Below are 12,888 nucleotides of genomic sequence, written 5' to 3' on the forward strand. Positions count from 1 at the left end.
ACTAGTCTAAAGCATTATCTCTTTAAAACCAGTGAGTTTTACTTTTTATAAACCTTAATTATCCTACATAATTATTTTTCTTTGACAGGAATCCAAATTTCACTATAATAGTTTTCATCCTGATTACCCTGTGGATAATCAGCTATATTGGTATACATTTCAACATTATAACCTGCTGCAATTTCGTAATCCTTGCAATTAGGCAGCCATTCTGAGAAAATTTTTTTATTCACATCTTGCAAAGATTTTGGCATTGCACCCTTACAAGCAAAAATAGCCCATGTATGTTTAGGTATAACCTTTGTAACAAAACCATCAGGTATTTCCAAGCATGGATTATAATTATCTGCAATTAAGTACTCGAATTCATCTGAATCCGCCATACTCTCATCTATACATATCCCATACATTCCACATACAAACTTACCCTTTCCTGTTTGATAATGCTCTGTCCAAAACTGTGGAATTTTCATAGTTGCATTATCATACTTAAACATCCTTGATACACCCATAATAGTGAATGAATCTTTTTCAACAATTTTGTAATCCATAATATAACCACCTTCCAATGAGAATTTGATTTTTAGTGGGGCAAATGATTTAACCATTGCTCCATCTTTTCGGACTGCAGTAGGTGTAACGCCATGAAATCGGGTAAAAGCCTTTGTGAAACTATCTGCTGAGGTGTAGCCATATTTCACTGCAATATCGATAATCCTTTTATCAGTAGAAATAAGTTCACTACCGGCAAGTGTAAGCCTACGTTGTCTAATATACTCTCCAACCGTAAAACCACAAAGCATTGCAAAACCTTTTTGGAAATAAAATGGAGATATAAATGCTTTTTCTGCAATATCCTCTATTGAAATTTCTTCTGTGATATTATCTTCAATATAATTAATAGCCCTACCAATTCCTTCAACCCATCCCATATTCATCACCCCTATCTGCAAATATATCTTATCTCTTATCAAGAGATTGTTCCCGACTTTTTGTGTTATGTTTTGTCTTTTCAAATATAAATTATGTAACATATAAACCAGACAATACATACTACTCAGAATCTACATATATTCTGTTAACCAATCTTTAAAGATCAACAGCTATATACACATCCATATAACTAATGCCATCTTTTTCGTATTCCTTCTCAAAGCAGGATAAGATTTCCATAGTTTGCTTATGCTTAATTCCATTTACCTCCACATATAGCATAAGTCTTTTATACGCATTTGGAATCAAATTAAATGGTGAATTAAAAGGTTCCTTAATTGTAATAGCTATATATTTTTGATTTCTTTGAGAAATGACTTCTAAGTCATCACATGTTAATTCCAAGTTTGAGGGTAAAATACATGCAGCCGCATAACCGTGCATATGATATACATTTATTTGTTCCTGTGATACATGTGGAAAATTCCACCCTATAATTTTAGGTTGTTCTATCCCATAGCTAACTGCCCAGTCTTTTACATGCCTTATAGCATCATCTTCAGGATTTCCACTGATTACTGCATACCTGACATATCGAAATGACATAATTTCCTCAACTCGAATATCTGAATATGCCTCATTACACATACTTATATCTTCTCGTACTAACTGATCCATAGAACATGAAAAAAATCGGCATAGTTCTATTACCTTTTCCATCTCTGGGTAAGCAGTTTCTAGTTCCCATTTTGAAACAGTCTGTCTGGATACTCCCATTTTTTCAGCTAACTCCTCTTGTGTCATGCCATGATACATCTTTCTTAAAAACTGCAAATTTTGTCCAAAACTCATATTATCATTCCTCCTTTATATTATAAGCCTATTATAAGGGTAAAGATAATACCTGTACACCAATCTGCATTTTCTTTTATCTGGTTTTTAGCAACTTAAAGTTGCGCACTTTTTCAAGGATCCCATATTATTATATTACTACCAATAAAGATTATTTAGATAATCCCTACTTCACCAGCACCAATTCCCATAGATATAAGACTTAAGGAATCCTTATGACCTTATTCATCAATAAGTTTTATTTCTAGTATCTCACTTCGTGGGGTCATTCCAAGGCTTTTATAAAAAGACAAGGCAAAAGAATTGAATGACCATATCATCAGTTCGATACATTTTATACCTGTTTTAATAGCTCGACTCTTTATATCTAAAAACAATTCTTTTCCAATACCTTGATTCCTAAATTCTTCATCAACAACTATAGTCTCAATAAATCCTTTTTTTCTATCGACCATACTCGCTTGATTTTCAATATTTTGTATAGTCATATAACAAAACCCTTTAACTTTTCCATCATCATAGACAGTAGCAATAACTGAAGAATCATTTAAAATTTTTTCGAATAATTCTTCACCAAAGTGATTTCCTTCTTTATAAATATCTGGTCTATTTTTTACATGAATAGTATGAACTTGATCTGTTAATGCTCTGATATCTTCAAAATCTGATTTACTAATTAAACGTATCATAGTCTTCCCTCCATATAATTTAATTTTTTCTTTACTACATATATACATCAATTATTTTAATCACATATTCTTAATTTCCTTTATTCTATCAAATAGATTAACTAATTTCTACCATATTTTATTCAAAACAAAAATAGCCCACTAGTCTGAGGCTTTATAACCTCTAAACCAGTAGGTTATGATTTTTTATAATATTTCCTGTTTAATTTTAGTTCCATCCCTGAAGTAAAATGTAATATCATCTTCTATAACTACCTTATCTACAGTAGATGTCCATAAAGCTTCATCAAAGTCTATTAAAATTGTATCTTGACTTTCAAGTCTATCTATAAAGGTATCTATGCTATCTTTTCTAACCTTGTTTTCTTGCTGCTTTTCTTCAATTTCATTTAATTCATCTTGGGCCTTTTTATATCTTTCAACCAATTCATTATACTTTTTTGAATATTCCTTTTGGTCCATAGCCTTTCTAGAATTCTCATAAACCATCTTTCTAAATAATTCTTCTACAATTTCCATCTCATTTTGAATAGTAGCTGCCTTCTTTTCAAGCTTTGTTGTGTCTAGAAGTTCTTCCAATATAACTTCATAACCCATTATAATTTCTTCCTTATTTTCTATTAAACTATTAAAAGCTTTGATAAATGCCTCCTTAATCTGGTCTTCATAGATGTGTGGAGTTTTGTATTATTCCCCACATACTATTTTTCCCTGAAAAACAATTCCCACCAGTCTTGTAACCTTTAGCTTCCTTTCGCTTTTTCATTTCAAGTTGCACTAGGTCAAAGGTTTCTGGTTCAATAATGGCTGGATGGCTATTCTCTACATAATATTGTGGAACTTCTCCCTCATTAACCTTTTTCTTCTTTGTTAGAAAATCAACTGTATAAGACTTTTGTAGTAGTGCATCCTCTTTATATTTTTCATATCTTGTACATATTCCGCCAACCCCCATATCGCTAAAAAGTGCATCCACCAACAAAAAACTGCACACCCGTGTTCATAATTTAGCATAAGGGTGTGCAGATGTAATAATTTCACCATTAACTCATCTCCAAAAACAACAAAACCCCTTTAAATCAAGGAGTTTCTATTGTATCAATATTTAAGTTCTTTTATGGTGGAGGCGGTGGGAATCGAACCCACGTCCGAAAGCATTTTATAAAGAGCTTCTCCGAGTGCAGTTGCTAGTTTGAGTTATCGCCTCATAGGACGCCTAGCAACAGGCTTCCTACTACACTATCTCCAATTTATCCACTATAGGTCGGAGAGCTCCCTATAGTAGTTCCCTGCTTACTTGGCGCCTAGCATCTAACGGGCAGGACCGTTAGAGTAGACGTAGCTGCGCTTAGGCAGCTAATGCGTAATTATCGTTTGCGTTTAATTTAAGTTTGCCACTTTTTACGTTGCTTGGCGACAACGACTCGCTGCTCTTTACTCCACACCCCCGTCGAAACCTTTTCGCCCCCATGAATTAATTGAGGATTGGGAGTTAATGCATCTAAGAGATTCTTCATAACCTTCAGAATGACAATTAATATTTTTCACTTAAATGTCTTTGAATTCTTCTTTCTGCATCTTTCTTTGCTATGTCTTCCCTTTTGTCATATAGCTTTTTACCTTTTGCAATGGCTAGCTCTATTTTCACCTTGCCAGCTTTAAGGTATGCACTTAATGGTACTAGGGAGTATCCCTTTTGAGTAATATAACCTACTAACTTTCTTATTTCTCTTTTGTGAAGTAGCAGCTTCCTTTTCCTTAGAGGATCTACATTGTATATATTGCCTTGTTCATAGGGACTTACGTGCATGCCATGGATAAAAACCTCACTATTTTCAACCATAGCATAGCTTTCTTTTAGATTGACTTTTCCTTGTCTAAAAGATTTAACTTCTGTACCTGTTAAAGCAATACCTGCTTCTATAGTTTCCTCTATAAAAAAGTCATGTCTTGCCTTTCTATTAGTTGCTAATGTTTTGTTTTGTGTCTTTGTGCTCATAAAAACCCCACCATAACCTATTTTAAGTGCAAATTAAATTATAGCAAAAACATATGATTATGTCAACTGCATTTGTTATAGTAAAATAGACGTATTGAGAATGGAATATGCCCATTCTCAACAAAAACTATAAAGATACCACATTATACTAAAATAAAATCAATTTGCCTATTGGCTACATCAGTTCCTACTACCCTAATTCTGACTTCGTCACCTATTCTATATATCTTCTTTGTCCTTTCACCTATAAATCTATAATTAGGTTGGTCATATTCATAATAATCGTCTACAAGAGTACTTATATGAACTAACCCCTCTATTGTATTTCCAAGTTCAACAAATATTCCAAAAGGCATGACTCCCGAAATGATGCCCTCGTATTCCTGTCCTATTCTATTAGTCATATATTCTACTTTCTTTAAATCATCAGTTTCTCTAGATGCTTCGTCTGCAGTTCTTTCTGTTACGGAAGATTGTTCTGCAACTTTAGGTAATAGAGCTCTTAGTTTATCGATTCTTTGCTCATTTATCTTATTGTTTACAAATTCTTTTATAATCCTATGAATTTGAAGGTCAGGATATCTTCTTATAGGTGATGTAAAATGAGTATAGTATTTTGCCGCTAAGCCAAAGTGTCCTTCTGCTTCTGCACTATATTTAGCTTTTCTCAAGGATCTAAGCATTAATGTATTTATTATTGTTTCTTCTCTTGTATTTTCTATTTTTTTAATTAATTCTTGAAGCTCTTTAGGATGTATTTCTTGTGTGCCCTTTAAGTGATATCCAAAATTATGAATAAATTTATTAAAGTCATTTATTTTTTCTATATCTGGGTCTTCATGAATCCTATATAAAAATGGAATATCTGTCCAGTACATGTATTCTGCCACAGTTTCATTACTTATAAGCATAAATTCTTCAATTATTCTATTAGCTATTCTTCTATCATATTTTTTTACCTCTATAGGCCTACCTTTTTCATCTAAGATAATTTTAGCCTCTGGAAAATCAAAATCTATGCTTCCCCTTTCTTCTCTCATCTTAGTTAAAATTCTACAAAGTTCCTCTGCTAATTTTAAATCATCTAAAATATGAGAGTATCTTTGTTTTTGTTCAGGATCATCTTTTTCAAGTAAATCTGATATATCATCATATATTAGTCTTTCTTTGCTTTCTATAACCGTCTCTAATATTTGATGATCAACAACTTTTCCATTATTGTTTATTTCCATAAAAATACTTAAAGCTAGTCGTGGAACACCAGGATGCAGACTACACACACCATTAGAAAGCTTTCGTGGTAACATTGGTATGACTCTATCTACAAGATATACACTTGTTCCTCTTTTTAAAGCTTCTTTGTCTAAAGAAGAATTCTCTCTAACATAATATGTTACATCTGCTATATGTACTCCTAATTTGTAATTCCCATTTTCCAGCTTTTCTATAGAAATAGCATCGTCTAAGTCCTTTGCATCAGCACCATCTATTGTAAAAATAGTCTTGTCTCTTAAATCTAATCTTCTCTTTATTTCTTCTTCACGAATTTCTTCAGGTATTCTTTCAGCCTCTGCATAAACGTCTTCAGGAAAATCTTCTGGCAATCCATATTTTTTAATAATTGCTAAAATGTCTGTACCTACATCCTTCTTGTGGCCTAAGATTTCTAGTATTTTACCTTCAGGATTCCTTCTTTTTTCAGGCCATTTTGTAATCTCTACTATTACTAGCTCATTAGTTATTGCACCATTTATCTCTGACTTTGGTATAAATATATCCATATTTATTCTTGTATCACTAGGAACTACAAAACCAAAATTTTTACTATTTTCAAATATCCCAACTATTGTTTTGTTGACTCTTTCTAAAAGCCTTATTACCTCTCCTTCTTGTCTTCTGCCTTCACTACTTTTTGTAATTAACCTAACGACTACTTTATCACCATGCAAAGCGCCATTCATATCTTGCGCTGAAATAAATACGTCACTAAGTTCTTTATTTTCTGGTATTAAAAATCCAAAACCTCTTTGATGACACTGTAATCTCCCTACTACTAGGTTCATCTTCTCTGGTATACCATATCTATCCTTATGTGTTTTTATTATGAGACCTTCGTTTTCCATCTCATCTAGTAATTTAAAAAAGTCTTTATATTCTACTACTTCAATTTCAAAAGCCCTAGCAAGTTCTTCCCTAAGCATAGGCTTGTAAGCCTGTTTTTCCATAAATTCCACTATTTTTTCTTTAGTGTTCATTAAAATTCCTCCATTTTATTAAAGTCCCAATATATCATTAATTTGCCTCATTGATTCAAGTCCTATACTAATAAATTCTTCTAAAGTAAGTCCTAAATCACTACATGCTTTAATTTGATCTCTATTTGCTCCTTTTGCAAAAGTCTTTTCATGAAATCTATTTACTACAAATTGTGTGTCTATGGCATGAAGTTTTTTTGCTGGTGAAATTAATGCAGATGCAACTATGAGTCCAGTTAATGGATCAGTACAAAATAGCGCCTTATCCATTAATGATTTTCTTTCTAACCCATGTACTTTATTATGTGCTTTTACTGCATAAACAATATCTGCATCATAACCTAACTCTTCTAGCATGGCTCCTCCAATTAAACTGTGTCTCTCTAAGTCATCTGCTGTTGTATCATAATCTATATCATGTACTAATCCAGATATACCCCATTTGTCTTTATTTTCACAAAATATTTCTGCAAGTCCTCTCATTACAGCCTCTACTGCATACATGTGCTTTAATAAATTTTTGTTTTTTATATTATCTTTTACATGCTTTAGTGCATTTTCTCTGTTCATTTTGTTTCTCTCCTTTGTAATTTATTATTAGTGTTATATAAATATCTGTGTACATTCTCTTAATGTTTCTTATTCCATATTATAACATAATTATTAATAGTAGTGTCGAGTTCTTTATTTATTCTGAAATATATTATATAATATTTCTAGTGTCGAAATAAAAAAATAGAAGGTGTCTAAAATGGTCGAAACATCTTTGTCTCTTGACGAAAAATTTAGTTATAATAATCGAATTAATATTATTAACGGGGTATTAGCTTCTGTAGCTCTAAAACTAGTAAATCCATATTATGCTAAGTTTGCAGAAAGGCTAGGTGCTAATGAATACCATATAGCTTATCTAACATCATTGCCTTATTTAATCAGTATATTTGCCTTTATCCCTGGTGCAATATTAATTGAATCAGTAAACAACAAACAAAAGACCATAGGTACTACAATGTTATTACATAAAATCTTCTTTTTACTAATTGCTTTTATACCCTTTTTAAATGTAAATCAAGCTAGTTTATTTGTATTAATGATAGGGTTAATGAACTTACCTGGGTCAATCGCAAACATGGGGTATCAAGCAAGCGTGGGAGAGATATTTGGTCCTCATGAGCGTGGAAAAACCATGGGACTTAGAAATAAATATTCTTCAATTATTGGAATAGCTTTAACTATCATATCAGGAAAATTACTTACTTCGGTACCAAAGTCTAACGAGGATAGCATAAAGCTGTATCAGATATTTTTTATTATTACTTTTTTAGTATCTATAGTCGAAGTTTATTATTTCTTTAAATTTAAAGGATTTGTAGTTCAAAACAAGGAAAAACCTAGATATTTAGATTCCTTAAAACAAGTACTGAAAGAAATTCCTAAGAATAATAAATTTCTTCTATTTACATTTGCATCCCTTTTTTTTCATGTTGGTTGGATAGGTGCACAGCCTTTATTCAATATATATACTGTAAAAATACTAGAAGCTAATGAATCTTGGCTCTCTGCTATATCAATTGCTAGTGGACTATCTTCAATAATATCATATACTAGATGGGCAGGTTTTGCAGAAAAGAAAGGAAATAGTTTTGCTTTAAGCTTAGCTATTATTGGAATGGGTATCACACCATTATTATATGCTCTTAGTAAACAAATTTTTATGCTTGTGTTATTTAATATAATAATTGGTGTATCAGTGGCTGGAACAACATTATTATTGTTCAATATTTTGCTAGATATAATACCAAGTGAGAATAGGTCTATTTATATTGCAATTTATAATACTCTTATAGCTATTATTTCCAGTATTTCTCCTATACTTGGGGTAAAGCTAATGAATATGACTAATATCACAATTGCCTTAGTTGCAGTTGCTGTGATAAGACTTACTTCAAGCATATTTTTCTATAGGATATCAGGAAGAAAAATTGGTCACTTTAAAACACAATAAAATATAGACTCACAGTTTCGAAAAAGCAAGTTTAAAAAAGACATGATCATTATTAATCATGTCTTTTTTATTTCTATATTTTCTTAGCTTTGCTTCCACCAAATTCTATTCTTTTGAATAAATCGACATCATATGAGTACATGTTCTCGTTCTTTTCTTTATGTGCAGCTAAAGCAATATCTATAAGTTCGCTTACTAAGTCTTTAAAGTTTATTCCCATAGGCTCCCAGAGATAATATGCTACTGAGCCTGGAAGAGTGTTTATTTCATTAACGAATACATTTCCTTCTTGGTCCAAAAGGAAGTCTATTCTTGCATTTCCTCTACAATCTATAGCCATGAATGCTTTTTTTGCAGTTTCTTGTATTAGCTTTGTTTTTTCTTCTGGAAGATCTGCAGGTATGTTTCTTCCTCCACTTTTTGAACCCTTAGAATTGCTACTGATATACTTATCTTCATAAGTAAGTAACTCTTTCCAGCCCACTGGCTCTTCACATAATGATGCTTTCACATTATCATCATAGCCCATTACAGCACAGTTAATTTCTCTAGGATTCTCTACACTCTTTTCAACTATTATTTTTCTGTCATATCTTATTGCTATTTCAATTGAATCAATTAATTCTTTTTTATCTTTTGCCTTTGTAATACCGACACTTGAACCAAGATTTGCTGGTTTTACAAAGACAGGATAACCAAGATTTTGCTCTACTTCATTTATTATGACTTCTTTATGAGTAAACCATTTTTTTCTAAAGAACCATGTATAATCTACTATTGGTAGACCATGTGCCCTAAATACATCCTTCATTGTTATCTTATCCATGCCAACTGCAGATGCCATAACGCCTGCACCAGTATATGGAATATCCACTAGCTCAAGTAACCCTTGAACTGTTCCATCTTCTGCATTCGTACCATGAAGGGCTGTAAATATTACATCTACACTTTCTACAAGCTTTTTACCCAAAAAGCCTATAGTTTCTGGATGTGAATATACTTTATAATCTTTATACACTGGTGTCACTATTATTTCTTTTAAATTCTTTAAATTATCATTTTTAAAATTCTTAAAGTTCATTAGAGATTCGCCAGTTAACCATTTACCTTCTTTACTGATATATATTGGTACTACCTCATATTTTGCTTTGTCAATATTCTCTATTACTTGCATGCCTGTAATGACGGAAACTTCATGCTCTACGCTTCTACCGCCAAAGACTACACCTACTCTTTTTTTCATAAAAATCCCCCATTCCTAAAATGTTAATAAAAAGATAACTCCCTTCACTACTTTTGAGATGAAAATAATCTAGCTTTCTTATTACTGTAAAAGCTTCTCATAAAAGTCTTAATTTATTCATTATAAGTGTCAGGTAAGTCATTTTCAAACAATACTACATCTTTTGGTCTAACTATTTTTTGTAACACTGCTGTTGCCTCATTTAAACTATTTACAACAAATACACTATCCTTATTGAATTCTTTTTCAAATATTCCCTCGTAAATAGGTTTAGTTCTATTTTTACCAACTAGTATTACATAGTCACATACCTCAGATATGTATCTTCCAAATTGTCTATTTGCCTCTTCTTCTTCCTGTCCTAACTCTATCATTCCAGGAGTAACGATTATTTTTCTTCCTTCTTTAAATTGGCTAATGACGTCTAATGCTGCTTTTGAGCTAACTGGGTTTGAATTAAATGCATCATCTATTATTATTACTCCAGTACCTGGGTTTATTAATTGTAGTCTATGAGGTACTGGCTCTACTTTCTTTATTCCTTCTGCAATTTCTTCAAATTTAAGTCCTAAGGCAACCCCTATTGCTGCACCTGCTAATAAATTTCCAATATTATGCTCTCCTAATAGTTTTGTTTCACATTTTATTGAGTTACCATTTTTATCATTTAAGATAAAAGTTGAACCAATCTTTGATACCTCAATGTTCGTGGCATATATGTCAAGTTGTTCAATATTTTCTGTTCCATAAAGTATTTTTTCTTTAAAGGTTTTGTCTGCAAGTTTTTTTACATACTGATTATCGTAATTGAAAATAGCAATTCCATCTGGTGGAAGAGCCTCTATGAGTTCATATTTTGTTTTCATTATATTATCTATATTGATAAAGGTTTCTAAGTGTGTCGGTCCTATAGAAGTAATAACTCCTATCTTGGGTCCTGCAAGTTCTGCCATTTCTTTAATGTCACCTATATTTCTTGCACCCATTTCTACTACAAAAGCATCATATCCATCATCTAGAGTATTGTTAATAACTTTACTTACTCCCATGGGGGTATTGTAACTCTCTGGGGTTTTTAAAACATTATACTTTTCCTCTAGTATCTTTGCAGTGATAAATTTAGTGCTAGTCTTACCATAGCTTCCAGTTATTCCAACTATGTTTAGATTTTTAAAGCTTCTTACTTTGTTATGTGCCATATCAAAATAATGCTTGTTTATAGCATTTTCTACAGGTTTTACTATAAAATTAGCAATATATAATGTGTATGGAACTAAATAATATAGAGCTGCACCAATAATGAGTAAAATCGCATAGTATTTAAAAAAGTCAGTTGTAAGTGCACTGTATATAGATATTGAAACTACCAAAATCAAAATGTTAACAATATATATTGAAGCTAAAAGTCTTTGGGCTCTTTTTGTATAAACTAAATCTTTTTTGACATTTTCTTTTTTGAAGTCGGTAGATAAAATAATCAATACTGACCAAAGGATTATATATAACAGGCTAAACTGCTCTTGCACTGCCACAAGATTTACCACTGCTAAAATAATAGCTATGATCATAAGAATATTGATTTTAGAATAAAACACTTTATATCGGAATTCACTTATCCACTTTATATAATTTGTATTTTTATATCCTTCAAGCTGCATCATATGTAGCATAAATCTGCACCTGTAAAAAAAAGATACATTCCAAATAATAATACTTATAATAGCAAATATTATCATAAGGCCATTGTTTTCTAACATCAAATTCACTCCCCTAAATAGTTACAATTTTACTTATCCTTCTCTAAAAAGCTGCTTATAATTGCTTTAAATCTGACATACTGATCAAGATAAGAATAATGTCCTGCATTTTCAAGTATTACTAGTCCGCTATCCTTTATTTCCTTCTCCATTATTTCTCCCATGTAAACAGGAGTAGCATCGTCATCTTTGCCCCATATTAAAAGAGTAGATGCCTTAATATCCTTTAATAATGGTCTTAAATCCTCATTTACTAACCTTACTAAAATTTTTCTCATGATTCCATCTGCGTCCTTATAATCAGTAGAACCAAATTTTTTATAAAATCTCTCCATTATTTCATCTTTGTCCATCCAGAAGAAAGTTATACTATATAGCTTTTTAAGCGCTTTAAATGTATAAACTTTAACATAATATTTTAGTTTTCTCTTAGGAATTAAACCAGCACTATCAATTAATATCATCTTTTTCACTAGCTCTGGATACTTGTTAGCTAGGACTATAGATACTCTTCCGCCATGTGAATGACCTATTAAAATTATTTCATCCATATCCATGGCATCAATAAACTTTTTAGTGATTCTAGCATAATCATAAGCCCCTAAAACTTCACTAGGCTTCTGACTCTGTCCACATCCAGGAAAATCCATGGCATATACTTTAAAGTGACCTTTTAGATGGTTAAATATAGGCATTATAGTGTCTATACTAGCTCCCCACCCATGAAGAATGAGTATATTTTTCCCTTGTCCCTCGCATATGTAGTTTATTTCTATGTTTTCTATGTTTACTTTCATGCAATATTTACTCCTATAATATAATAATTTGCTATTTAAATACTATTACATTTTTAACTTTTCTACTAAAGTACTATATGATTATATCAGAACTTCAAATAATATTCCATAGCCTATATTCTATTTGGTTTTAGCTTACTTTCCCATTTTCGTTTTTTTACATTAAACTATTTCCATATTAATAATTATTTCGACATTTTTCGTATTGAATCTTAGAAATCGAGTAGGGAAAAATAAATTTCCCTCTCACACCACCGTACGTACGGTTCCGTATACGGCGGTTCAATTAAATCTAACATTACGTCTGTGTTCATAGTAATCTAATGGACTAACTAACCCTCTTTTGGTTAATATGTCT

General features: G+C 31.6%; 12 protein-coding genes and 1 other RNA gene. 1 reads left to right on the forward strand and 12 read right to left on the reverse strand.

What is annotated here, in order from left to right:
• Window positions 1–71 precede the first annotated feature (71 nt).
• The 9 genes from ABV008_RS06225 to ABV008_RS06265 all read right to left on the reverse strand — a co-directional run bounded on the left by ABV008_RS06225 (window position 72) and on the right by ABV008_RS06265 (window position 7,298).
• Window positions 72–932, reverse strand: coding sequence for an AraC family transcriptional regulator (locus ABV008_RS06225; protein ID WP_352418953.1), 861 nt, complete (start codon window positions 930–932; stop codon window positions 72–74).
• 157 nt (window positions 933–1,089) lie between these two features.
• Complete coding sequence (locus ABV008_RS06230; protein ID WP_352418954.1) at window positions 1,090–1,785, reverse strand: helix-turn-helix domain-containing protein; 696 nt, start codon at window positions 1,783–1,785, stop codon at window positions 1,090–1,092.
• A 221-nt stretch (window positions 1,786–2,006) separates the two neighbouring features.
• Window positions 2,007–2,474, reverse strand: a complete 468-nt coding sequence (locus ABV008_RS06235) for a GNAT family N-acetyltransferase (RefSeq protein WP_352418955.1) — start codon at window positions 2,472–2,474, stop codon at window positions 2,007–2,009.
• Between the two features lie 186 nt (window positions 2,475–2,660).
• A complete protein-coding gene (locus tag ABV008_RS06240; RefSeq protein WP_352418956.1) occupies window positions 2,661–3,071 on the reverse strand; it encodes a hypothetical protein in 411 nt (136 codons plus the stop codon).
• 67 nt (window positions 3,072–3,138) lie between these two features.
• Window positions 3,139–3,450 (reverse strand): recombinase family protein, encoded by a 312-nt coding sequence (locus ABV008_RS06245; protein ID WP_352418957.1) that lies wholly within the window; start codon window positions 3,448–3,450, stop codon window positions 3,139–3,141.
• Between the two features lie 142 nt (window positions 3,451–3,592).
• Window positions 3,593–3,943: a transfer-messenger RNA gene (gene ssrA, locus ABV008_RS06250) on the reverse strand.
• A 65-nt stretch (window positions 3,944–4,008) separates the two neighbouring features.
• Window positions 4,009–4,473: an SsrA-binding protein SmpB gene (smpB, locus tag ABV008_RS06255; protein WP_352418958.1), complete on the reverse strand. Its 465-nt coding sequence runs from the start codon at window positions 4,471–4,473 to the stop codon at window positions 4,009–4,011.
• Window positions 4,474–4,616: 143 nt separating this feature from the next.
• Window positions 4,617–6,728 (reverse strand): ribonuclease R, encoded by a 2,112-nt coding sequence (gene rnr, locus ABV008_RS06260; RefSeq protein ID WP_352418959.1) that lies wholly within the window; start codon window positions 6,726–6,728, stop codon window positions 4,617–4,619.
• Window positions 6,729–6,746: 18 nt separating this feature from the next.
• A complete protein-coding gene (locus ABV008_RS06265) occupies window positions 6,747–7,298 on the reverse strand; it encodes an HD domain-containing protein (protein ID WP_352418960.1) in 552 nt (183 codons plus the stop codon).
• Window positions 7,299–7,479: 181 nt separating this feature from the next.
• Here ABV008_RS06265 and ABV008_RS06270 point away from each other — a divergent pair, with 181 nt between their 5' ends.
• Complete coding sequence (locus ABV008_RS06270) at window positions 7,480–8,733, forward strand: MFS transporter (RefSeq protein WP_352418961.1); 1,254 nt, start codon at window positions 7,480–7,482, stop codon at window positions 8,731–8,733.
• Between the two features lie 73 nt (window positions 8,734–8,806).
• Here the strand turns inward: ABV008_RS06270 and ABV008_RS06275 are convergent, their stop codons facing one another.
• The 3 genes from ABV008_RS06275 to ABV008_RS06285 all read right to left on the reverse strand — a co-directional run bounded on the left by ABV008_RS06275 (window position 8,807) and on the right by ABV008_RS06285 (window position 12,530).
• Window positions 8,807–9,976, reverse strand: a complete 1,170-nt coding sequence (locus tag ABV008_RS06275) for a D-alanine--D-alanine ligase family protein (protein WP_352418962.1) — start codon at window positions 9,974–9,976, stop codon at window positions 8,807–8,809.
• A 113-nt stretch (window positions 9,977–10,089) separates the two neighbouring features.
• On the reverse strand, window positions 10,090–11,733 hold the full coding sequence (locus ABV008_RS06280) for a UDP-N-acetylmuramoyl-tripeptide--D-alanyl-D-alanine ligase (protein ID WP_352418963.1): 1,644 nt from the start codon (window positions 11,731–11,733) through the stop codon (window positions 10,090–10,092).
• Window positions 11,734–11,762: 29 nt separating this feature from the next.
• Window positions 11,763–12,530 (reverse strand): alpha/beta fold hydrolase, encoded by a 768-nt coding sequence (locus ABV008_RS06285; protein ID WP_352418964.1) that lies wholly within the window; start codon window positions 12,528–12,530, stop codon window positions 11,763–11,765.
• Window positions 12,531–12,888: the final 358 nt, after the last annotated feature.

This window comes from Proteiniborus sp., from assembly GCF_040308045.1.
In the GTDB taxonomy this organism is placed as follows: domain Bacteria; phylum Bacillota; class Clostridia; order Tissierellales; family Proteiniboraceae; genus Proteiniborus.